We start from the raw sequence: 23,603 nt of genomic DNA, 5'->3' as shown, positions 1-23,603 counted from the left end.
CTGCCGTTTAGTATCCGCTTGTCAGGCCAAAAATAAAAGCCTTCCTGCAGACAAGCAGAAAGGCATCACGTATTATGTAATAAACGTTCGTCCGATCTCTCATCTCTCAAAGCAATTTGCTTTGCGTGACTTGGCACCATTTCACAAATGTGACGGTTGCCGGGCTTCATAGGGCACTTCCCTCCACCTCTCTTTATAAGAGCGACATATTCAATTGATTGTTAACAGTTATACCATGCGGTGTTTTTACTGTCAACTTAATTTTTCAAGCAAATACGGCACGGATTGAAACGCATAAATCTTATGCGCCAGCTCTCCATCCTTTTGAATGAGCAGGCAAGGTACGCTTTCGATCTCGTAATCAACCGCAATGGATTCGACGTAATTCAAATCCGCCTTGCCGAGAGGCAAATCAGGTTTCAGCTCCGCAATGACTTCCATCATTTTGGAAGCGACCGCGCATGTTCCGCATAGCGGTGTATATAAATAAAATGCGGCATCTGGAAATTGGCTCCGTTTTTCCTCCCATTGCTCACGTGTCCAGTTATCCATAGATGTCCTCCTTGTGATTCAAGTGTTGTGACGGGCCTTATTCAGAACAATAAGTCGGGATGCACCTTGAAATTCGCTGCCAGAAGAATAAGGGCAAGCGCCCGGTAGGGGGTTGTCTCGACTTGCCGATACACCCGTTCTGTATACAGATGAATGGCTTCAGGATATTCTCGTTTAAAAAGTGCGCGTATCGCATCTCCGGACGCATCCGCATCAACGAATACATAGATATCCTGGTGCTCATGGGGAGCGAGGAGCTCTTCCAATTTGTACGGACTGACTGTTCCGTTCGTGCATACGATTTCGACGGGCTCCGCCAATACAGCGAGCAGACGCTTTTTATCTGAATGGCCTTCCACAAAGATCACTTTGTCTTCATTCATCATCTTGCACCCCTATCCGGAACATGAAAGGCGCCGGATTTCTCCGGCGCCTCAGCCTGTTGTCAAACGCTTTCATACGTTGTTGAGTCCCGCAGGAAGCGGGTCATGCAACCGTTGCCGCAGGACGCGGCGATCTTAGGTTGCCTTTCCTACGCTCGTCCTCTCATGAACTATAGTTCTATTCGAGTCTTCGCTCATCTTCGCGGGTCTGCATGGATGCAGGTCTGCAGTCGTTGCGACAGGACGTCGCGGTCTTAGACTGCCTTCTTCTATGACAAGAGTTTTCAACTAGGCTGAGGTTTGAATTACCTCAGCCTGTTGCGCTCGTTACGTTCAGCGTACCCTTAATTACTCGCCAACAGTCATTTTGTCATAGTCTTCTGCAGACATAAGTGCGTCTAGTTCTGATTCGTCGGAAGCTTCTACGACGATCATCCAAGCGCCTTCATATGGTGATTCGTTTACTAGTTCTGGGCTGTCTTCCAGCTCTTCGTTCACTTCGACAACTTTACCGCTGATTGGTGCGTAAAGCTCGGAAACTGTCTTAACAGACTCAACGCTACCAAAAGGCTCGTCCGCTGTTACATCGTCACCGACTTGTGGAAGTTCGACGAATACGATATCGCCAAGTTCGGATTGCGCGAAGTGCGTAATGCCGATGCGGTATTTGCCGTTTTCATCTTTTACCCATTCATGTTCTTCTGAATAACGCAAGTTTGTAGGTGTGCTCATCCCATAACCCTCCATTAAGTATACAAATATTCATTCCATTCAATTTTGACATATTCCTAGCATAAAGACAAGAAAGTTATTCCTTGCCCCACGTGTCCTCATACTGCTTTTCATCAAAGCCGACCGTTACCCTTTTTCCATCTGTCACAATTGGCCGTTTGATGAGCATGCCATCGGATGCAAGCAACGCCACCTTCTCATCATCCGACATCTCAGGCAGCTTGTCCTTTAATTGCAATTCCCGATATTTCAACCCGCTCACATTAAAGAACTTCTTGATATCCAAGCCCGACTGTTCTATGAACGTACGAAGGGTATCTTCTGTCGGCGGCTGTTCTGCGATATTCATATAGTCCACCTGCAGCCCTTTCGACTCCATCCATTTTTCCGCTTTCTTGCATGTACCGCATTTAGGATAACCATAAACTGTAATTGCCATCGTATGCACCCCGCTTTTTCCATTCAGTATAACAGAAAAACCATCCGGACAAAAAGTGGTTGCCCAGATGGTTTGCTATTAAACGATATACTTTTCAGCTTCAATCAACTTCGCGGAAGCTTCGCGTTTTTTCCCGATAATGTTATAAGGATTGGAACGTGTCAATTTGCGCAATGCAGAAAGCATCATCCGTTGGTTATCCCCTTCAACAGAAGCGAGCAAGGTTTCTTTCGCGTCTTTTTCAATTGCTTCAAATGCTTCTTGGCAGAAGATTTGCGTGTAAAGGATCTTTTGCTTTTCTTTTTCTTCGCCGTTTTTCGCTACTGCTTTTTCTGTACGGAGCAAAGCCGATTCCATTGCGAAGATATTGTTTGCGATATCAGCAATGTTCACGAGCACTTCTTGTTCCGTTTCGAGTTTCGTGCCGAAACGCTGCGCCGCCATGCCCGCTGCAAGAAGACCGATCTTCTTCGCATTTTTCACGAGCACCTTCTCTTGAGCAAGCGCTTCGTCCCCGATTTCTTCCGGCATCATCATGAGCAGTTCTTCCTGAAGGCTTTGTGCTTTCTCCAGCAATGGCAATTCGCCTTTCATCGCCTTTTTCAAGAACGTGCCCGGCACGATCATCCGGTTGATTTCGTTCGTTCCTTCAAAAATTCGGTTAATACGGGAGTCACGGTAAATGCGCTCTACTTCATACTCTTGCATAAAGCCATAGCCGCCATGCAGCTGGACCGCTTCATCGACGATATAGTCAAGCACTTCGGAGCCGACCACTTTATTTATCGAGCATTCGATCGCATATTCCGCTACGGACGCAGCCACTTCTTTGCCATCCTTCTGCTGCTCCGGCGTCATTTGGCTGTTGCGCTCCTCGAAATAGCCGACCGTACGGTAGATCAAGCTTTCTGTCGCATATAATTTAGAAGCCATTGTCGCCAATTTTTCTTTCGTCAAATTGAAAGAGGAGATCGGCGTCTTGAATTGCTGGCGTTGATTCGTATAAGTGATCGCCAGCTCAAGTGCACGCTTGGATCCGCCAATTGTTCCCACGCCCAGCTTGTAGCGCCCGATATTCAAAATATTGAAGGCGATAATATGGCCGCGGCCGATTTCTCCGAGCAAATTCTCGACCGGCACTTCCGCATCCTCCAAAATAAGAGTACGGGTAGAGGATGACTTGATTCCCATCTTCTTCTCTTCTGCGCCAACCGAAACGCCAGGAAACTCTCTTTCTACGATAAATGCGGAGAACTTATCGCCATCAACCTTCGCATAGACAACAAATACGTCCGCGAAGCCTGCGTTTGTAATCCACTGCTTTTCCCCGTTCAAAATATAATGAGTGCCAGCTTCGTTCAATTTCGCCGTTGTTTTTGCACCAAGTGCATCAGAACCGGAGCCCGGCTCAGTCAATGCATATGCGAAAATTTTCTCAGCCGTTGCAGAGCTCGGCAAGTATTTCTTCTTTTGCTCTTCATTGCCGAACAGCACAATCGGAAGCGTACCGATTCCAACATGCGCGCCGTGAGTGATCGAAAAGCCGCCAGCAACGGACATCTTTTCGGCAATTAAAGCGGACGAGATTTTATCCAAGCCCAAGCCATCGTATTCTTCCGGAATATCAGCGCCGAGAAGACCAAGGTCTCCTGCTGACTTCAAAAGTCGGACGGAATTTTCGAACTCATGGTGCTCCAAGTTTTCGATAACTGGCGCCACTTCGTTCTTCACATATTCTTCTGTCGTCTTGGCTATCATTTTATGCTCATCAGTGAAATCCTCCGGCGTGAAGACACGATTCGCTTCGATATCTTCGACTAAGAATGCACCGCCCCGGATAAGATCTGTCGTTTTCGTTTCAGTCATTGGTATTCCTCCCTAAGTTATCAAAATAAAATACTTATCTATATGCCTCATCAGACACAATTGGTTGCCCTCATTACAGTAATTCAAATACTCCTGCTGCTCCCATGCCGCCGCCGATACACATGGTGACGACTCCGAACTGTTTGCCCTGGCGGCGCAGCTCATTCATCAGGCGCAATGTCAAGACGGATCCTGTCGCTCCTAGCGGATGGCCGAGTGCGATTGCCCCTCCGTTGACATTCACTTTATCGATATCCAGGCCGAGATGGCGAATGACTTGCAGAGACTGGGATGCGAATGCTTCGTTCAGTTCCCACAGATCGATATCTTCGATAGAAAGTCCGGCAAGCTTTAATGCTTTCGGCACCGCTTCGATTGGACCGATTCCCATCACTTCAGGCGGAACGCCGCCTACCGCGAAGGAACGGAATTTCGCAAGTGGTTTGAGACCTTGTGCTTCTGCCATTTCCCGGTCCATGACGAGGACAGATGCGGCTCCGTCTGACGTCTGGGACGCATTCCCCGCCGTGACAGATCCTTTTACGGAAAACGCAGGTCGCAGCTTCGCGAGCACTTCCATTGACGTACCCACGCGGACTCCTTCATCCATTTCAAATTGGAAAGTCGTCTCTTGGTATTTACCCGACGCATCGACATACCGTTTCGTCACTTCGACCGGCACGATTTCGTCCACGAACTTCCCTGCTTCGATTGCAGCGGCTGCCCTTTCGTGTGAACGGACTGCGAACGCGTCTTGGTCTTCTCGGCTTACGCCGTATTTCTGCGCTACTTGCTCTGCCGTATGCCCCATTCCCATATAATATTGAGGCGCTGTTTCGGCGAGTTTGAAATTCGGGCGGATCGTGTTGCCCATCATCGGCACCATGCTCATCGATTCCACTCCGCCAGCGATAATTGCCTGTGAATGGCCGAGCATGATCCGTTCTGCTGCATATGCGATGGATTGCAGACCAGAAGAACAGAACCGGTTAATCGTAATTGCCGGCGTCGTATCAGGCAATCCGGCAAGCGCTCCGATGTTGCGCGCCACGTTCATTCCTTGCTCTGCTTCCGGCATCGCACACCCCATGATCAAATCATCTATTGGTCCATCGTATCCATTTGCTCTTTTTAACGTTTCTTTGACAGTCAGTGCTGCCAAATCATCCGGGCGGACCGTTGCCAGCGATCCTTTCCCTGCTTTACCGACCGGTGTACGTGCACCAGCCACTAGTACTGCTTCCCGCATTCGACTTCCTCCTTTGCTAAAGTGCGCTGTTAATTGCGTAACGGCTTCCCTTTCAGAAGCATGTGCTGCATCCGCTGTTGAGACTTCGGTTCCGCAACAAGGCTCAGGAACGCCTCCCGCTCTAGGTCGAGCATGTATTGTTCGTCGACAAGTGTTCCGTACGGCACTTTTCCTCCCGAAAGAACAAAGGCCAATTTCTTCGCGATTTTCAAGTCATGGTCGCTGATATAGCCGGAAAGATGCATCGCTTCCGCTCCAAGCAGCATCGTCGCATAGCCGGAATCTCCCGTGACTGGAATCTGTGCTTTGACAGGTGGTGTATAGCCGCCTTCATAGAGAGCAAGTGCCGCTTGTTTCGCATCATATAGCAGATGATCCGGATTGACACTGATGCCATCCGCAAAATCAAGGAAGTTATTCTCCCGCGCTTCTTCCCCAGATGTCGACACTTTCGCCATCGCGATCGTTTCGAACACTTTATTCGCCACATATTGATAATCAACATGGACGCCATTCGGCAGGCCTTTCAAATGTTTTGAGTACAAGTTAACGTTTCCGCCTCCGCCTGGAATAAGCCCGACGCCGACTTCCACAAGACCGATATACGTCTCCATCGATGCTTGGATATGAGCCGCAGGCAAACAGACTTCCGCACCGCCGCCAAGCGCCATTTGGAATGGAGCCGCCACGACAGGCTTGCGACAGTATTTGATTTTCATCATCGCGTTCTGGAATTGACGAATCGTGAAATCAAGTTCAAAAATATTATCATCCTGCGCTTCCATCAAAATCATGCCAAGATTCGCCCCGACACAGAAGTTTTTACCTTGGTTGCCGATGACAAGCCCTTTATAGTTCTTTTCCACTTCGTCAATCGCGAAGTTGATCATTTGGATAATATCAAGCCCAATGGCGTTTGACTGTGAATGGAATTCAAGCAGCGCGACACCGTCTCCAAGATCAATCAGGCTGGCGCCGGAATTCTTTTTAATGACACCGTGCTTTTTCTTATAGCGTTTTAAATCAATGACTTTCTCATTGACCGGGACTTGCTGATACGTTTCGCCGTCAAAATAGAATAGATCCCCGTCTTCTTCTTTATAGAAAGTTTCATAGCCTTTATCCAATAAAGAACGTACGAATGCTGGAATCTCCAGCCCTTCTGCTTCCATCCGCTCGACAGATTTCGCTACGCCGATCGCATCCCAAATTTCGAACGGGCCTTGCTGCCAGCCGAAGCCCCACTTCATCGCATTGTCGATTGCAACAATATCGTCAGCGATTTCGCCATGCAATTGAGCAGAGTAGACGAGTGTTGGCGCAAGGATATGCCAAAGGATCTCTCCCGTCCGATCCTTAGCGTAAACCAGGCTTTTCACTTTGTTCGCAAGCCCTTTTTGCTGCTTCGCCATCTCAATTGAAGGCGTTTTCATTTTTTTCGTCGGTCCGTATTCAAATGTCTCTGGGTCCAATTCAAGGATTTCTTTGTCTTTCTTCAAATAGAATCCTTGCTTGGATTTTGCGCCAAGCCATCCATTGTCGATCATTTTCTTCATGAAAGGCGGCAATTCGAACACTTTCTGCTCTTCACCTTCCGTTTGATCATAGACGTTTTTAGCTACATGCATGAATGTGTCAAGACCTACCACATCCAGCGTACGGAACGTCGCCGATTTCGGACGGCCGATCAGTGTACCCGTGACGGAGTCGACTTCTCCAATGGAAAAGCCTCGCTTCTCCATTTCACGCAATGTGATCAGCAAACCGTATGTACCAATCCGGTTGGCAATGAAATTCGGTGTATCTTTCGCAAGAACGACGCCTTTGCCGAGACGATCTTCTGCAAAATTCGTCATAAATTCCACAACTTCGGCTGATGTCGCTTCAGTCGGAATGATTTCAAGCAGTTTCAAGTAGCGTGGTGGATTGAAAAAGTGGGTGCCAAGGAAATGCTTCCGGAAATCTTCCGATCGTCCTTCCGCCATCGCCTCAATGCTGATGCCTGACGTATTGGAACTGATAATCGTTCCTTCCTTGCGGATCGCATCAATCTTCTCGTACAACCCTTTCTTCACTTCCAAGTTTTCTACGACGACTTCAATGATCCAGTCGACATCCTTTAATTTCTCCAAATCATCATCCAAGTTGCCGACCTGGATTAAAGATAGGTTCTTTTTCGAAGTTAACGGTGCCGGTTTCTGTTTCACGAGTTTTTCCAAAGCGCTTGCTACAAACTTATTGCGAACCTTTGGATCATCAAGGGATAGTCCCTTCCCTTCCTCTTCCGCCGTCAATTTGTTCGGGACGATGTCCAGCAACAAGACGGGAATGCCGATATTCGCGAGATGGGCTGCAATGCCAGATCCCATGACGCCTGAACCTAATACTGCTGCTTTTTTAATTTGATAAGCCACGTGCGAAGCCTCCCTTTATTTGAATGAATGCTCATTCATTTTGCGAGTAAAAAAAATACCTCGAACTCTATGTCTATCATTTTAGAACATTAGAGTTGTTTTCGCAATATTTAAATCGGAAATTTTTAAAAATCTTCCACTTCCCTCCTTCAGGGCATTTTAGTACACGCCTCAGGCAAAAGGATGTAAACTAGTTGGTAGCAACTTGGAGGGGGATAAATTTATGAAGTCAATTACGACAGTAGAACAATTTAACGAAATCATTTCTAGCGATAATAAAGCATTAGTTAAATTCCAGGCAGGCTGGTGCCCGGACTGCACCCGTATGGATATGTTCATCGATCCGATTGTAGAAGAATACGATATGTACTCTTGGTACGACCTGGACCGTGACGTTCTTCCTGAAATCGCTGAAAAATATGATGTCATGGGGATTCCAAGCTTGTTGATCTTCCAAAATGGCGAGAAAAAAGCACATCTTCACAGCGCAAGCGCCAAGACACCTGATCAAGTGGTCGATTTCTTGGAGAGCGTAAAGGAACAATAAGCTTCATCCATAGCGGTAGCAGTTATTCAAAACTTGCTGCCGCTATTTTTCTATCTGTTTTGAAAAAAATCAATTATACTAAAGAAAACCAATCATGAGGTGGAACATGGACAACGAAAAAGAGATCGAGCGATTAAAGGCACGAATCGCGGAATGTGAACAGATCATCAGGGAAACGTCCGTGCCGATCATTTCATCCATTGTAGAAAATACAATTTTAGTGCCGGTTGTCGGCTACGCCGGTTCTGAACGGTTTGAGCTTATCCGTTCACGCGTGCTGGAATACTTGGACAAGAACCGTCAGGTCAATTGTGCGGTGTTTGATTTCACAGGCGCAGATTTGAATAAAGCGAAAGACGATCAGCTGAATATACTGGCGGTGGAACTGGACATGCTGAACAGCACATTGAAACTGATGGGGGTCCGTCCGATTTCAGTCGGTTTCAATCCGCATATCGTCCGGGAAATCGTTGCTGCAGGCATTCAAATGGAATTTGAGTCGTATATCAACTTCAAAACGGCATTAAAGGTCCTCTTAAAAGAAGAAGGACGCTCATTGTCCACGATTTGACCGATGCCGCAAGAAGGAGGCGCTCGGATGCATCACGTCCCTTTTGACGGAAAATCCCAATATGATGAGGACATTGAACCGAACTACAGGCCATCCGCCTGCGGTCCTGTAACCGCCTACACGATCCTTCGCTATTTAGATGAACATGGCGAACTCGATGTGAATGAACTGTACCGAAAACTGGGCAGTACCCGGATCGGTTTATTCAAATGGCGTCTGCTACGAAATTTACGAAAACTGCTAGGGAACGCCTGGGAAGTGGAATCTTGCACGATTGAAGAACTAAAGACCGAACTCCAACATGGCCGGCCTGTCGCTGCCAAGTTCGATAAATGGTTCACTTTCAACTGGCTGGGTACATACGAATTTGATTATCACTGGGTGCCGGTCGTCGGGTACGAACAGGCAGAAGATGACATCCTCCTCCTGATCCATGACAACGGAGGACGCCACCGGGAAAGCCGCCTTCGCAAGGTATCCTATCGAGCGAACCGAGCCATCCTATCGTTCGTGAAAATTAGAAAGACCGCTGCCTGATATGCAGCGGTCCTTTTTTATGATGAAGTTTGGAACAACGAATCCATCTGCCGCACAATCATTGTATATCCCATCTCCACTAATTCCTCACGCAAGGCAGTATTGAAGTCAGGAAGATTCAATGCTTCCAGAGGATCGTCAAAGTCGAGCTTGCAGTGAATTTCAGCCAGCTGTCTCGAAAGGCGCAGCATCGGCATGTCCTGTTCGATCTTTTTTCGCGTGCCTGCTGATAATTCATCCAGCGCCTCAATGACACCCTCGACAGAGCCATATTGCTGAATGAGTTTCAATGCGGTCTTCGGCCCGATGCCCTTGACGCCGGGATAGCCGTCGCTCGCATCACCTGTAAATGCCTTCGTGTCAATAAACTGCATTGGCGAAATCTCGTATTCCTCCCGAAAACGATCCTCTGTGTAAACATCATAGATGTTATATCCTTTTTTCATAAAAGCAATCCTGACGTCCGGCCGCAGCAGCTGCAATAAGTCTTTATCTCCTGTCACGATTGTCACTTCCGCTTGGCCGTCCCACTCGCAAACGAGCGAGCCGATCAAGTCATCTGCTTCCATGCCCGCAATGCCGTAGTTTTTCCATCCGATTTTCTCCGACAGTTCCCGAGCCATATCGAATTGCGGGACCATCTCAGGCGCCGGTGCGGGACGGTTCGCCTTGTATCCATCAAACAAATCATTCCGGAACGTATGCATTCCCATATCCCAGCAAACAGCCATATGGGTCGGCTTGAAAATCGACACCGCCGTCATAGCATGCCGGACAAAACCTTGAACGCCATTTGTCGGAACGCCTGCTGCATTCGGAAAATAATGACCCATGGCCGATGTTGCGAAAAACGAACGGAACAGCAGCGCCATCCCATCGATGAGTAATATATGTGGTTTTTGATCTGTTTCCATTTCTATGTCCTCCTTTTTTTGTGTCGCCTCGTTTATAGTCATTCAGTTAGCGGGTATATTGCTTGCAAGGGGGAATCCATATGCCAATCCATGCGGGCCAGTTATATTGGCCGACCACAATGAACGAAGCAAATCCAATCCAAAATCACATAGCGGATAAGACATACGATGCCGTCATCATCGGCGGCGGCATGTCAGGCGCACTGACCGCGTTATCCCTAGTAAACGCTGGGATGACAGTGGCCGTCGTCGAGAAAGAAAAATTCGCTTACGGCAGCACAGCCGCGAACACTGGATTGCTGCAATACTCCAATGATATCATGCTTCACGAGCTGATTGAACAAATTGGGGAGGAAAAGGCGGTTGCATTTTATCGATTGTGCTACGATGCGCTGAAGGATTTACAAGAAGCTGCGGAACAATTGCCCATCGATCCCGCCTTTATCACAAGGCCGAGCCTTTATTATGCAAGCGACGAGAACGACTTGATGAAAATCCAAAAGGAATACAAAGCCCTTTCAAAACATGACTTCCCTTGCGAGTATTGGGACCGCCCTGCCCTTCTCGAAAAGACCGGCATCGATAAGCCGGGCGCCTTATGGACTTGCGGTGATGCTGAAGTCAATCCATTTCAATTGGTGCGAGGCATTTTGCAATTAATCCAGTCGCAAGGCGCAGATCTACATGACGGTTTGGAAGTGGAAGATGTCCGGGAAGAAAAAGGAATCTTGCACATCCTGACATCGGACGGCAGCATTAAAGCCAGAAATGTCGTCTTTACGACCGGCTATATAAGACCGCCAGTCGGCAAGCTGACAGGAGACATCATAAAACGGTCCTATGTCGCCGTCAGCAAGTCGGTCAAGCAGCCTGCCTGGTATGAAAATGCTATGATTTGGGAAACAAAACGCCCTTATTTGTATATGCGGACTGCTGTCGATGGACGGATCATCATCGGCGGATTAGATGAGGAAACCGACCAAATGGATATCTCCCAGGAGAAAATCCAAGAAAAGGCGGATGAGCTGATTGCAGAGGCCAACAAGCTAATTCCCGGCCTCCAGCTAGAAGTGGACATGGCTTACTGCGCCCTATTCGGAGAATCCAAAGACGAACTTCCCTTTATCGGCAGGCATCCTGAAAAACCGAACCATTATTATTTGCTCGGCTTCGGAGGAAACGGAACCGTGTACAGCATGCTCGGATCGAAGATGCTGGCTGAGTTGATTCAAGGAAAGGAACCGGCCTATTCGGAAATTGTCGGGCTGGATCGGAGTGTGCCTGGGAGGGCGGAAGCGATTATTCGGTAAAAGTAAAAAGAGGTGAAGGGTTGGTTTACTCCCTTCACCTCTTTTCAATTTCAACTCTCACTTCCCAAGCAAACCAGCAATCTTCTCAATATCCGGTGCAAATACCCGATCTTCGTCAATCGGATTCACCACAGAAATCAATTCATCAAACTTCGCTTTCGTCTTTGGCGCCATCTGGTCTTCTCCGCGATGACGGCAGCCCGTCAATGCACATAATGCTTCGATCGCCAGCACACGTTTAGCATTTTGAATGATTTGATTTGCATGGCGAGATCCGATTGTCCCCATTGATACATGGTCTTCCTGGTTTCCTGAAGAAGGAATGGAATCGACGGAAGCCGGATGGGCAAGCGTCTTGTTTTCAGATACAAGACTTGCCGCAGAATATTGCAGGATCATTGCGCCAGACTGCAAGCCAGGTTGGGGGCTTAAGAATGGCGGCAGCCCTTCGTTCAGCTGCGGATTTACGAGCCGTTCGATTCGGCGTTCCGAAATATTCGCGAGCTCTGCGACTCCGATTTTCAGAAAATCCATCGCGAACGCAATCGGCTGCCCATGGAAATTGCCGCCTGATACGACGACATCACCATCTTCGAAAATAAGCGGATTATCTGTCGCCGCATTCATTTCGATCTCCAGCTTTTCCTTTACATACATGAGAACTTGCCAGCTCGCCCCATGCACTTGCGGAATGCAACGGATTGAATACGCATCTTGTACCCGCTTCTCCCCTTGTGTCGTTGTCAGGCTGCTTCCCTGTAGCCAATCCAGCATGCGGGAGGCAACATCCACCTGCTCCTTGTAACCGCGCGCTTCATGGATGGCCGGGTGGAATGCGTCCGTAATGCCAAAGAGCGCTTCCATCGTCATCGCGGCAATCCATTCACTGACGTACGCCAATTTTTCTGCTTCAAGATAATTCACAACGCCTTGCGCGGTCATGGCCTGCGTCCCATTAATGAGCGCCAGCCCTTCCTTCGCCTCCAGGACAATCGGTTCTACTCCATGTTCTTTCCAAACGTTTGCCGCCGGCTCCGGTTTGCTGTCTTTCCAAACGTATCCCTCCCCCAGCAGCACGAGTGCCAAATGGGAAAGCGGCGCCAAATCACCCGATGCGCCAAGCGAGCCTTGTTGTGGAATAACCGGATGGATTCCGTTGTTCACCATATAAGCAAAGCGCTCCAAGACAACTGGCCGAATGCCGGAAAATCCTTTAAGCAACGCATTTAACCGGAGAACCACCATCGCGCGTGATACCATTTCCGGAAACGGCTCTCCGACTCCACAAGCATGTGATCGGATGAGATGAAGCTGCAGCGCCTTTGTATCCTTTTCGTCAATTTTCACATCACTGAATTTGCCGAACCCGGTATTAATGCCATACACGGTTTTGTCGTTTCGGACAATACTCTCCACCGCTTCCCTGCTCTTTTGCACACGTTCCAGGGCCGCTTCGTCCAAAGTAACCCTTTGATTGTTATATAAAATCTCATTCATCTGTTCGAGTGTTAATGAAGATCCTGTTAAAACCACCATGCCTACCATCCCTCTCATGAAAATGAAAACGTTTTCTCTACCGACATCGTACACGATTTCAAACCCTTTTTGTTCATTTTTCCGAAAGTTTGTTCTATGGTAATGTGCTGCCGATTTACTATGCTGAAGAAAGCTTCTGCTCCTATCGATTAGTCAATTGATTCAATTCATTTGCCGGGGCAAATTTGAGTAGCGTCCAACCAATTTTCATCTAGGTGCATACACTAGGTTGATAACGTGAAAGGAGAGCTTGCAGCAAAATGAAATCAGATAGCTTAGGAAACGAACAATGGTATCCACGTTTGCCGGAAGGCTTTGAAGGAAAGGATGATCGAATGAATACAGCAGGAATGGATGGTTGGATGCCGGGTACTGGCATGTCAAACATGCCTGGCGGCAGCTGGATGCCGGGTACTGGCATGCCCGACATGTATGGCGGAGGAGGTATGATGCCTGGTGCTGGCATGCCTGATATGTATGGCGGAGGAGGTATGATGCCTGGTGCTGGCATGCCTGGTATGTACGGTGGCGGAGGTGTGATGCCCGCTTCGTTCGGTGGTGGATGGATGCCAGGTCAAAACTGGCCAGGCGGAAACATGATCCCAGGCATGCCGTCATCAGGCAGATGGCCTTCGCAGAATAATCCATACGATCCACCAGGCTTCCCTGGAGGCCCTGGCTTCCCGGGGCAAGGTGGATTTCCTCCAGGACCACCTGGATTCTCACCGGGACAGGGAGGTTTCCCTCCAGGGCAAGGGGGCTTCCCAGGCCAGTCCCCCGGACAGGGTGCCGGTCAAGCACCGACCGCTCCACCACCAAGCTATACACCGGCCTACCCAGAGCAACAGCTTTTTAGAGTCGACCCAGGCGGCATCCGCGGTTGCCTCTTCCGCTACACGTACATTTGGCTGTCCCGCAGAAACGGCTTCTGGTTCTATCCGACCTTCGTCGGCCGGACATCCGTCGCCGGATTCCGCTGGCGCAGCTCCACAAGACGTTGGGAGTATTTTGGTATTGATTTAGATCGGATCGATGCATTTACTTGTTTTTAAGCGAACGGAAATTGAAGCATGAGAGGGCTGTCTCTCATGCTTTTTTGTGTATTACGTGGACGGGTCAATCTAGTTCCAGAAAAGAAGAAATACTTAGGAGAAGTCGACAACAGTTTACCAGCACTTTTCTGGAAGATATGAGCACTCTGCGGAATTTACGAGGACTCCGCAATGTTTTTCGAGGACTCTTTTTGATTTACGAGAACTTCGAGCGAGTATCAATATACTTCTGGCTGAGATATGGTTGCGTCAATAACCTATAAGCAATGTCATCCAGCGGATACGAGCGGTCTCTGAGCATATACGAGTGGTTCAAGATCATATACGAGCGGTTGCCAAAGGATACGAGAGGTTCCTGAACTTATTCGAGCGCTTCCTGAAATATACGAGCGGTCCCGGATAGATACGAGTGGTTGCGGCAATTATATGAGCGGTTGGCAGGAGTCACTGAAATGCTGGAAGTTTGTAGAGGTGTACGGAGCATACTTTGAGGCTTTATTAATAAAAATTCATACGAATAACCATGCCAGTTAAAACTAACTATGTCTAAAAAAATAAAAGACCGGGTAAAGAATACATATTTCCAGACAACAGGAGGTCTTTTCAATGCAGAATCATGTGATTGGTTTATATGACAATGAACAGCAAGTAGTTGAGGCTGTAGAGAACTTAAAAAAGGAAGGCTATACGACTGAAGAAATTTCAGTTGTTGCTAAAAATACAAAGGAATTGCCTGAAATCACGCAGAAAGTAAAACCGTCTACTACGGATGGAGCTATTGCAGGAGCTGCCACTGGAGGAGCAATAGGCATTGCGGGACTACTAGTAGGTTTATCCACTGTGTTGGTTCCGGGGCTAGGTGCTGTGTTAGCTGCAGGACCCATTCTGACAACCATTGGAGGGGCGGTCATTGGTGCCAACTCCCAGGCCGGCGGATTAAAGCATGCTCTTATGGAAGCCGGCGTTCCGGATGAAGATGCTGAGCAGTATTCTACCGATGTGGAGAATGGAAAAATCCTTGTGCTGCTGCATTCTAAAAATGGATGACGCTAACCTGAACATCAACAAAAAACAAGTATGCAGAACTAGTCTATAATAAAGACTTCGAACGCAACTGGCTGGCTTGAAGACGGTGTGGAACCGTCCTCACGCCAGCCAGTTTTTATTTGACCAATTTGTTAAGGACATTATAAATTCCTTCTCTACTTCATTTCCTATGAGGAATACCCGTTAAAGCGGACGAATTCTCCGACGGGTTTACGATAGCCGCGTGCGCGAACTTTATCCACACTCTTCCCAATCGTTATCATCATAATCGGTTCTACATGTTGAGGTATATTAAATTCTTTTCTTACTTCCTCTACATTGTGAACATGCATCGGACAAGTATCAAATCCATAATGCTTGGCGCTTAACATAAACAGCATGGCATGGAGCCCCACATTTCGGGCTAACTCCATATCCAATTCACTCGGATTCGCTTTTAACCCCTCACTATATCTATTGATTGTATCGACGACCATCTCATATTCTAGTTCATCCATCATTTTCAGCATTTTCATCGGACCATAAATTTTTTCCACTTCGGACTTTTCAAGGCTGTTTTTATTTCCCATGACAAGAATCACAGCACTTGCGGTATGTATTTTATATTGGTTATGGCTTAATTCTTTCACACGTTCTTTTTTCTCTTTGTCTGTTATGACGAGATACTCAGCAAACTGTAAATTAAATGCACTTGGTGCCGTTTTTGTTAATTCAAATATGTTTTTAAAATCTTCTTCTGTCATCTCTACATCTACCATAAAATTAACTGCAGAATGGCGCTCTTTTACCAGGTTTTCAAAGCTCATAGTTAGATTCCCCGTTTCTATTTTCTATCTTGTTACGAGCTATTCCTCCAGTGATTGTTCCATTTTCATCATCTGAAGCCTCATATTTATAAACAACATGCACATGAAACATCATGCACATGTTGTCTAATTAAACCATTAGCGGATGGTTTTCAATGCGGTTGCCCAAGAAATGACTTGATCTAGCATTTGATTGACTGAATCGACTTGGACTTCTTTCGGCTTGAAGTCTGTACCGTTCTCAAAGTCGGTAAATAGAGATAACGCAGGATGAACTCGTACGTCCGCTACTAGTAATTCACCTAAAATACCGCGTAAATGCTCTGCTGCACGAGCACCGCCTACGGATCCGTATGATACGATGCCAGCGGCTTTGTTGTTCCATTCGTCGCGCAAGTAATCCAATGCATTTTTAAGTGCACCTGTAATGGAGTGGTTGTATTCTTGCACAATAAATACGAAACCGTCTTGTTTTGCAACAGCTTCCGACCAAGCGCCTGCTTTCGAAGCATCTCCACCCGGCTCACCTAAAAGTGGTAATTTATATTCTGCGATGTCAATGATGGTATAGTTGGCATCTCCCCGTTGATCTGCGATTTCTTTTACCCAGGCACCGACTTGCGGGCTGACGCGTCCTTCACGAGTGGAACCTAAAATGATACCAATATTTAATTTAGTCATTGTCATTTCCTCCTGTTTTTCATTTCTAAATATTTTACTTAAAAATCCCATTTCTTCACCTCTTACAAGTACTCTTTTTCAATCCGCTTTGTGCTGCGAACGGTATCGATGGGGCGCACCAACTTTTCGATCTGCTCACGTTTTGGCTCTAAAAATGGTGGCAAGGATAATTTCTCTCCCACTGTTTCATACGGTTCGTCGCCCATAAATCCAGGGCCATCCGTAGCCCATTCAAATAAAATCCCAGGTGCCACCCGGGCATACAGTGATTCAAAGAAGAAGCGATCCACATAACCTGATGTGCCAAATCCAAAACCTTTCATGCGCTCAATCCATTCATATAACACTTTTGTATCTTCCACTCGAAATGCCGCATGGTGTACAGTTCCAAATCCTTGCTGTCCATTTGGTAAAATGGCGTTGTGTTCTACAATCACTTGAGCACCATTCCCTCCTTCACCTACTTCGAATAAGTGAAGTGAACCTTCTTTTGCGACCTCCCGCATCATCATGACTTTTTCAAGTACTTCTTTAAAATAACCAAACTCGGAAATTCGGACATGAATGGGACCCAATCCTGTAATGGCAAACTCCAATGGAACAGGACCGTTTTGCCAAGGTGTGCCAGATGCGACACCCTCATTTCGTTCATCCGAAATCAACATATATTGCTGGTCATCAAAATCAACAAACGATAGTGTTTGCTTCCCAAAGACTTCTTTAATTCCTGTATGTTTCACTTCATACTTGTCAAAACGTTTCACCCAGTAGGCCAACGCTTCATCTGTCGGCACACGGAAAGCCGTTTTGTATATTTCGTTTGTTCCATGAGTTCCTTTAGGAATTCCCGGGAAGTCAAAGAAGGTCATATCTGTTCCGGCAGATCCTTTATCGTCTGCGAAGAATAAGTGATAGGTTTGAATATCATCTTGATTGACAGTTTTCTTAACTAAACGCATGCCTAGCACATAGGTGAAAAATTCATAGTTCTTTTCCGCGCTGCTTGTAATGGCTGTCACATGATGGATCCCTTTTATTTCATTCACACGTATTTCCTCCTTTTTATCTCGATTTCAAGGTAAATTCTCACAAAAAATTATAGTGTCTTTGCGTTGCCACCGATCCGTTTCATGAAAGTAATGATTCCCTGAACATCGCATGCATCTATATCCTCAAATAATTTGCGAATGGTCTCCTGATGCTGCGGGAAAATGTCTTCCATAAATGCTCTTCCTGCACCCGTTAACGTTGCATACGTAACTCGTCGGTCTTCTGGACAGTCTTTCCGAACTACATAGTTTTTTTGTTCTAATTTATCAACGACATACGTGATACTGCTGCTTGATATAAGAACATTCTTCCCAATCACCTGGATAGGCTGATCGCCTTTGTGATACAGCAATTCTAAAACAGAAAACTCGGTTGGATTTAATCCATATTTAGCAACATCTTTTCGAATGGCCTCCAGAATCGCTTGGGAGGCACGAAGTATAACGGTAACTGCTTTTAATTCATCACTGCCTAGTCCCATTTGCTTCCCTCCTATATTGGTGGAAATAGGACGAACATATACTCTTGCCGTATGATTTCCACTGCTTAAACCTTAAGCACTTGGATTGACTTCTAGTTCCACTTTAATCTTGATATCTTTCCCAACCAGTACGCCGCCAGTTTCTAATGCTGCGTTCCAAGTTAAGCTGAATTCTTCACGATTGATTTTTGCTTCAGCTTCAAATCCGTAAACTTCGACACCCCATGGATTTATGCCTTTCCCGCCATATTCCACATCAAATGTTACTGGCTTAGTTACATTTTTAATTGTTAAATCACCCGTTACTTTGTAGTCTTCCCCATCTTTTGTGATGTTTGTTGAATTGAATGTAATGGATGGATATGTTTCTACATCGAAGAAGTCAGCTGATTTCAAGTGATTATCCCGATCCTCGCTATTCGTATCAATACTTGCAACGTCAAAAGTAAATTGAATCGAAGCTGTTGACAAATCTTCTAAATCTGAAGCGGCTACATCTGCTGTATATGATGTAAATTGACCTCTCACTTTCGATACCATCATATGCTTTACTTCGAATCCTACCGTTGAGTGAGATAAATCTACTGTCCATTTCTTCATTTTAAATTCCTCCTGTTTTTATCTCGAATTCGAGATATATATGAAATTTTTTTGCCCTACCAATTAAATAGGGCAAATAGAAATACTTTTATTATCTTGAATTAAGATATCTTTAATTCGAGATAAATTTATCATAATTCGGCTTAGCTTGTCAATAGGCTTGATTAAAAAAACTATTATGACCTAACGATTCAATCTATGCAACGGATAATAGCATGCTCTTATTGAAGCCTAGATGTGGAGTCTAAGTGCTAGTTGGTACTCCCTAAACGAGAGTTCAGCCAAGATTCAATCTACACCCTCCTGTTTCATCCAAGAAGTCGCTTCTAGATAGTCTGCCCCCAGTAATAAATTGACGATATGCTGTAATCGTGCCATCGTGTGAGACAATAAAAATCCTATTTCTTTTTAACGACCTTAGTTCTTCAATCAAGTCGCGTGCAATATTATCAAATTCATACTCTGGCAAAGTATTAATACCATGACGCCATAAATCAGAAGTCGCATTCGTATCCAGTTCAAGATTCGGATATGTTGATTTCAAATTCGCAAAATCCATGATTTCATCACAGGGCAAAGTATTTCCGGCAGGGCGTGCGGGAAAAATCCTTGGGCCCACTTTGGGTGTAACAATCTTACGGCACTCCACTTTTTCAGACCAAATTAAAGCCGTTTCGATCGTTCTTTTAAGAGGACTTATGAGGATCACATCATCTTCCGTTAAGAGGAACTTGTTTTGCAGCAGCTTTGCTTGATTTACACCGTTTGACGTAAGTGAAGGATTTTTTATTTGAAAGCTATCAGGTATATCTAGTGTATGTTCTCCCTGGCCATGACGAATAAAAACTAACTCCATATGATCCCCCCATCTACTTCCTTTACGGCTGTTGAAATCCAAGCATTCCGTCTAAAAAACTACGGAATAGAAATGACCAACATAGCTAGTTTGAAATAGAAACTTGTATACTGACCCAATCTTTTATGTTACGAGCAATTAAGTCCGGAGCATCCCGATATATATCATGGCTCGCATTGGGGATATTCAAAATCTTAGTTTGTGGGATACCATCCTTAAAATAGGTAATGGCCGCGTGCCTTTCATTCTCCAACTCTTCAGGTAATGTACTGTGCATTAAGAGAACTGGACACTGAACCTTTGAAAAGATATCCGCAGTAGGCTGCTGATCCATCCCTTTTACGATGGATTTCGCTGTAAATGGGGATACCGCCAGTCGTATCTCGCTTTCGATCTCAGTAAACTGAGCTAAAGATGCCGCTTCCATCTGTTCGGACCATCTTGAGGAATTTGCTTTCTCTGCTGCTAGCATGGCTTCCCAAGAAGGAAAACGAATGCTTTCTATAAAATCATCCACATCTGACAGCTGCTTTTCCAAAGAATCCCCGAACGGATCTTGCTGAAAATAGCCACCATCCAGTAAGATGACTCCTTTGATTGCTTTAGGATACAATCCAGCCACATACAACGCCAGATGTGCGCCCCATGAATGTCCCACAAGATAAATATCCGTTAGCCCCAGTGCATGAAGCATGTGATGCAATCGTTGAGCCATTTTTGCCGGCAGATACTCTTCCTCGTTTGCCAATCCCGCCGCTTCCCCATGTCCTGGCAGATCAAAAGAAATGATGTAAAAATCATTCATGGTCTGCTGCGCAATTTCTGCAAAACTTAAGCCCGAAGAGCCAAGGCCGTGCAAAAAAACTAATGTTGGTTTACCTGGATCGCCCCATTCGTGGTATTGTAACTTCATGACTTTCCCTCTCTTTCACCTTAATGCTTTAAAGTGCCTTCAATTACCACCTAACTCTCCGTATCTTCTCGTTTCACCCATCCACCGACTTACATCACGCCATTTACTATTCTTAGCTACAACCCAAGTAACATCCTCCCTGTTATCATTTCGATCCACCCCATACAGATCCGCCCAAAAAAACATCCCATCTTGATAAGTGAACGTTACATCGTAGATAAATCCGGCATTACCTAGATGCAATTCTTCAATTCCTTCGAATAGCAACTCAATTGCCGAAGGCTCCTTATATTGTCTTTGAAAAAGAATACGTACGTTGTTATGCAGCCCGTCTCCAAATGCCATTGATAAATCCCCATTCACATGAAAGCCATTCCACATAACCATCTCTTTTAAGCAGCTGTCATGAAAATAACCAAAGGTAGTTTGAAGCTCCTTTATATCATCTGTTCCTTTTATCTCTTTCCATTCCAACTGTTTCGCTTCCCCTCTTTATCCAAAAATCAATCCATCCTGCTATACTCTATTTCTCCCAAATATATGAAAATCCCTCTTAAAAGAACTATTTCCTTCAAATAAAAGAACTATTTCCTTCAAATAAAAGAACCCCGCCAGAAAGCAAAACGCTTTCCAACGGGATTTTTACTGAATCTCTAATAATTATCAAACCGTAAACCTTCCAATTTCATTTTTCAAGTCTTCCGCTATTTCCGCTAAGTTTCTGGCGGCGTAGGAGACTTCCTCTACTGTAGCTGTCTGCTCTTCCGTTGTAGCCGCGATTTCTCCAGAGTGCATCGCTAATTTCTCATACAATGAAGAAATTTGCTCGATGGAGTTCAATAAATTGCCCATGACGCTTTCGACTTCGGCAGAAATGCTTGTCGCTTCGGACGATTGTTCAGAGACGGTATGGACTGCCTGTAATATGCTTTTGAATGCTTCTCCTGTGCTATTGACCAATGTTGAGCCGTTTTGCACAGCTTCGTATCCATCTGTCATGCTGTCTACCGTATGAGAGATATCTTGTTTAATTTCGCTAATAAGCTTGCGAATATGGCTGGCGGCATTGCTTGATTCCTCCGCTAGTTTTCGGACTTCATCTGCAACGACGGCAAATCCTTTGCCCGCTTCCCCTGCACGCGCAGATTCAATGGCCGCATTGAGGGCCAAAAGATTGGTCTGCTCCGCAATGGATGTAATGAATTTCGAGAAATCCTCAATCTGCGAGGATTTTTCATGCAGCGCAATGACTGTTTCCTTCGATTGTTTTGTATAGGCATTGATCTGTTCCATACTCTTTTCGGTATTGGCCACACTGGTATTTCCGTCGGTCGAGATGGATACCGTTTGTTGAACGAGTTCATTTACCTTACTCATTTTTTCAGACAGTCCTCGTACTTCCTCGGTGATCGTGCTTATATCAGATACCGCGTGGTTGACCGTCTTCGTTTGCCCTTCCGTTTCGTACGACATTTGCTGGACGGAGTCGGCAATTTGGATGGAGGCAATTTTCGTCTCATCCGCGCTTGCTGTAAATTCACTCGACATTGCGAGTAATTGATCGGACGAGCTAATTACCTTATCAAAAGCCGTTCGAACCGAAGCAAGCATTCCCTCGTACTGCTCTGCTAACACGCCAAAGTCGTCTTTTCGATTCAGTAAGCTCTCAACATATTCATCTTCCGTGAAATCTAATTGAGCTGTCCGATTAATGACTTGGCTGAACTGATGAATCGGTTTGGAAACCCGGCGTCCAATAATAATTGATAATAAAACCGAAACGATGACAGAAATGAGTATCATAACAATCGATGTAACATTATTCGCATGTAATCGATCGTTATAATAGTTTTCATCATACGTCAAAGTAAGAAGGCGTGATTGCCGATAAGTATTATCACCATTGGCATCCACTTTAATTTGGGGGATAAGTTTATGGACAATCCCCTCTTCCCCATCCATGTTTCGAACAACGACTTCCTTCTCTTCCGCAATTGCCTTTTTCCCTTCATCCATCAAGGAATCCGATAGGAGAGCAGCTTCCCCATTGGCATCCTTCTGATTCATGGAATAGGCAGGCTCCCCATCAATTGTAATCGTATAGATCCCAATATCCTTCACATATGGATATTTCTCTTTTAATTCAGTTGAGATTGTTTCAAGGTTCATGGATTGAATCAAATCAGAAAACTGATCAGCCGTCGCAGCAATTTGAATCATATATTTCTTGTCAGCAGTGGCGGTATAGCTGAACTTATTCGTTTCCTTTGTCGCTTCACTGATCTCTAGACGGTCCGTAAAGAAAGCACCCGAATCCATTCTTTGCTGCAATAGCTTCTCCAAGCCAAACTCTTTAAGATCGAGCCCGAGATCCGCTTCCCTTGTTGCATACTCGATTACGAAACGATCGTTTATGATGAAAATATCGAAACCATCAAACCGTTTCTTAAACGCATTTAAATCCCATGATGCTACATCAGGATTCTTTTTGTACTCTTCTTGCAGGATTTTCGTGAATGCTTCCATTTTCCCGGAAAGCGATTCTTCAATAATTGAATAAGCTACATCGGAGCCCTCAATCACACTTAACAAGTGATCCTCGATCAACTTTTCCGTTTCCTCTTTTTCAACTTCCAGGCTCTCTTGACTTCGAAAATAGTTGATGGCAACAATCGAAATGACGAGAATGGAGATTGAAATAACTAAGGTGAATATTAAATTTCTCTGGAATGTCCCCATCTTCTTCATAGTCCTTAACTCCTCTTCCGTATATTAGTTCCTTAGTATTATCGGTTAGTTAAAGAGAATATATAGTATATGTATAAATATTATTTAAAGAAATATTTTCCATAAGTTAATACTTTCGCATTTCTAATTGTTATAAAGAATATTGTCCCCATGCAGCTCCAGATGTTTTTAGAAAACGTTCAAAAAACCCTTCATTTAACATTTACTAGATAAAATCAGCGTGCTAAAATATATTGAATTTAATTCCAAAAGGATGTGGAACCCCAACAAGTAGTCCGTTATTGCACATAAACCCATTAGCCTAGATTGTATTTTATTT

Annotated in this window: 24 protein-coding genes and 1 riboswitch; of the genes, 6 read left to right on the top strand and 18 right to left on the bottom strand. The window is 45.5% G+C overall.

The window, feature by feature from the left end; all coding sequences use genetic code 11:
- Window positions 1–96 precede the first annotated feature (96 nt).
- Window positions 97–202: riboswitch (SAM riboswitch) on the bottom strand.
- A 50-nt stretch (window positions 203–252) separates the two neighbouring features.
- From ACSW3C_RS17070 to ACSW3C_RS17040, 7 genes are all read right to left on the bottom strand, one after another.
- Window positions 253–552 (bottom strand): thioredoxin family protein, encoded by a 300-nt coding sequence (locus ACSW3C_RS17070; protein WP_486564006.1) that lies wholly within the window; start codon window positions 550–552, stop codon window positions 253–255.
- 41 nt (window positions 553–593) lie between these two features.
- Window positions 594–935, bottom strand: a complete 342-nt coding sequence (locus ACSW3C_RS17065) for a toprim domain-containing protein (RefSeq protein WP_486564005.1) — start codon at window positions 933–935, stop codon at window positions 594–596.
- Between the two features lie 348 nt (window positions 936–1,283).
- Entirely contained in the window at window positions 1,284–1,667 is a 384-nt protein-coding gene (gene gcvH / locus ACSW3C_RS17060) for a glycine cleavage system protein GcvH (RefSeq protein WP_207962766.1), read from the bottom strand.
- A gap of 76 nt (window positions 1,668–1,743) precedes the next feature.
- A complete protein-coding gene (locus ACSW3C_RS17055; RefSeq protein WP_486564004.1) occupies window positions 1,744–2,106 on the bottom strand; it encodes an arsenate reductase family protein in 363 nt (120 codons plus the stop codon).
- Between the two features lie 78 nt (window positions 2,107–2,184).
- Window positions 2,185–3,972, bottom strand: coding sequence for an acyl-CoA dehydrogenase family protein (locus ACSW3C_RS17050; RefSeq protein ID WP_486564003.1), 1,788 nt, complete (start codon window positions 3,970–3,972; stop codon window positions 2,185–2,187).
- A gap of 73 nt (window positions 3,973–4,045) precedes the next feature.
- A complete protein-coding gene (locus tag ACSW3C_RS17045; RefSeq protein ID WP_486564002.1) occupies window positions 4,046–5,221 on the bottom strand; it encodes an acetyl-CoA C-acetyltransferase in 1,176 nt (391 codons plus the stop codon).
- 29 nt (window positions 5,222–5,250) lie between these two features.
- Window positions 5,251–7,635 carry a 3-hydroxyacyl-CoA dehydrogenase/enoyl-CoA hydratase family protein gene (locus tag ACSW3C_RS17040; RefSeq protein WP_486564001.1) on the bottom strand — a complete coding sequence of 795 codons (2,385 nt, stop codon included), beginning with the start codon at window positions 7,633–7,635 and terminating at the stop codon, window positions 5,251–5,253.
- A gap of 223 nt (window positions 7,636–7,858) precedes the next feature.
- On the opposite strand from ACSW3C_RS17040, the gene ACSW3C_RS17035 reads away from it, so the two are divergent.
- The 3 genes from ACSW3C_RS17035 to ACSW3C_RS17025 all read left to right on the top strand — a co-directional run bounded on the left by ACSW3C_RS17035 (window position 7,859) and on the right by ACSW3C_RS17025 (window position 9,290).
- A complete protein-coding gene (locus ACSW3C_RS17035) occupies window positions 7,859–8,182 on the top strand; it encodes a thioredoxin family protein (RefSeq protein ID WP_486564000.1) in 324 nt (107 codons plus the stop codon).
- 106 nt (window positions 8,183–8,288) lie between these two features.
- A complete protein-coding gene (locus tag ACSW3C_RS17030) occupies window positions 8,289–8,753 on the top strand; it encodes an STAS domain-containing protein (RefSeq protein ID WP_486563999.1) in 465 nt (154 codons plus the stop codon).
- 27 nt (window positions 8,754–8,780) lie between these two features.
- Complete coding sequence (locus ACSW3C_RS17025; protein WP_486563998.1) at window positions 8,781–9,290, top strand: C39 family peptidase; 510 nt, start codon at window positions 8,781–8,783, stop codon at window positions 9,288–9,290.
- Between the two features lie 17 nt (window positions 9,291–9,307).
- Here the strand turns inward: ACSW3C_RS17025 and ACSW3C_RS17020 are convergent, their stop codons facing one another.
- Window positions 9,308–10,204, bottom strand: coding sequence for a 5'-3' exonuclease (locus tag ACSW3C_RS17020; RefSeq protein ID WP_486563997.1), 897 nt, complete (start codon window positions 10,202–10,204; stop codon window positions 9,308–9,310).
- Between the two features lie 80 nt (window positions 10,205–10,284).
- Here ACSW3C_RS17020 and ACSW3C_RS17015 point away from each other — a divergent pair, with 80 nt between their 5' ends.
- Window positions 10,285–11,514: an NAD(P)/FAD-dependent oxidoreductase gene (locus ACSW3C_RS17015; protein ID WP_486563996.1), complete on the top strand. Its 1,230-nt coding sequence runs from the start codon at window positions 10,285–10,287 to the stop codon at window positions 11,512–11,514.
- A gap of 57 nt (window positions 11,515–11,571) precedes the next feature.
- On the opposite strand, the gene hutH is transcribed toward ACSW3C_RS17015, so the two are convergent.
- A complete protein-coding gene (gene hutH / locus ACSW3C_RS17010) occupies window positions 11,572–13,050 on the bottom strand; it encodes a histidine ammonia-lyase (protein WP_486563995.1) in 1,479 nt (492 codons plus the stop codon).
- A gap of 260 nt (window positions 13,051–13,310) precedes the next feature.
- Between hutH and ACSW3C_RS17005 the strand changes: the two genes are divergently transcribed.
- The gene (locus ACSW3C_RS17005) at window positions 13,311–14,102 is read left to right on the top strand and encodes a hypothetical protein (RefSeq protein WP_486563994.1); all 792 of its coding nucleotides are present in this window, start codon (window positions 13,311–13,313) and stop codon (window positions 14,100–14,102) included.
- Window positions 14,103–14,708: 606 nt separating this feature from the next.
- Window positions 14,709–15,149, top strand: coding sequence for a general stress protein (locus ACSW3C_RS17000; protein WP_486563993.1), 441 nt, complete (start codon window positions 14,709–14,711; stop codon window positions 15,147–15,149).
- A gap of 167 nt (window positions 15,150–15,316) precedes the next feature.
- Here the strand turns inward: ACSW3C_RS17000 and ACSW3C_RS16995 are convergent, their stop codons facing one another.
- From ACSW3C_RS16995 to ACSW3C_RS16955, 9 genes are all read right to left on the bottom strand, one after another.
- Window positions 15,317–15,955, bottom strand: coding sequence for a nitroreductase family protein (locus tag ACSW3C_RS16995; protein ID WP_486563992.1), 639 nt, complete (start codon window positions 15,953–15,955; stop codon window positions 15,317–15,319).
- A 138-nt stretch (window positions 15,956–16,093) separates the two neighbouring features.
- A complete protein-coding gene (locus ACSW3C_RS16990; RefSeq protein ID WP_486563991.1) occupies window positions 16,094–16,687 on the bottom strand; it encodes an NADPH-dependent FMN reductase in 594 nt (197 codons plus the stop codon).
- A gap of 11 nt (window positions 16,688–16,698) precedes the next feature.
- The gene (locus ACSW3C_RS16985) at window positions 16,699–17,682 is read right to left on the bottom strand and encodes a ring-cleaving dioxygenase (protein ID WP_486563990.1); all 984 of its coding nucleotides are present in this window, start codon (window positions 17,680–17,682) and stop codon (window positions 16,699–16,701) included.
- A 50-nt stretch (window positions 17,683–17,732) separates the two neighbouring features.
- Window positions 17,733–18,167: a MarR family winged helix-turn-helix transcriptional regulator gene (locus tag ACSW3C_RS16980; RefSeq protein WP_486563989.1), complete on the bottom strand. Its 435-nt coding sequence runs from the start codon at window positions 18,165–18,167 to the stop codon at window positions 17,733–17,735.
- 72 nt (window positions 18,168–18,239) lie between these two features.
- Window positions 18,240–18,767, bottom strand: a complete 528-nt coding sequence (locus ACSW3C_RS16975; RefSeq protein WP_486563988.1) for a YceI family protein — start codon at window positions 18,765–18,767, stop codon at window positions 18,240–18,242.
- Window positions 18,768–19,044: 277 nt separating this feature from the next.
- On the bottom strand, window positions 19,045–19,623 hold the full coding sequence (locus ACSW3C_RS16970; protein WP_486563987.1) for a histidine phosphatase family protein: 579 nt from the start codon (window positions 19,621–19,623) through the stop codon (window positions 19,045–19,047).
- A gap of 85 nt (window positions 19,624–19,708) precedes the next feature.
- A complete protein-coding gene (locus tag ACSW3C_RS16965) occupies window positions 19,709–20,536 on the bottom strand; it encodes an alpha/beta fold hydrolase (protein WP_486563986.1) in 828 nt (275 codons plus the stop codon).
- 39 nt (window positions 20,537–20,575) lie between these two features.
- Window positions 20,576–21,010: a hypothetical protein gene (locus tag ACSW3C_RS16960; protein ID WP_486563985.1), complete on the bottom strand. Its 435-nt coding sequence runs from the start codon at window positions 21,008–21,010 to the stop codon at window positions 20,576–20,578.
- Window positions 21,011–21,199: 189 nt separating this feature from the next.
- Window positions 21,200–23,284, bottom strand: a complete 2,085-nt coding sequence (locus ACSW3C_RS16955) for a methyl-accepting chemotaxis protein (protein WP_486563984.1) — start codon at window positions 23,282–23,284, stop codon at window positions 21,200–21,202.
- Between the last annotated feature and the right edge of the window lie 319 nt (window positions 23,285–23,603).

The organism is Sporosarcina sp. AD_1 (assembly GCF_057373025.1).
Note: the sequence above shows the minus strand (reverse complement) of the source record. Positions and strands in the feature narration are given on the sequence as shown.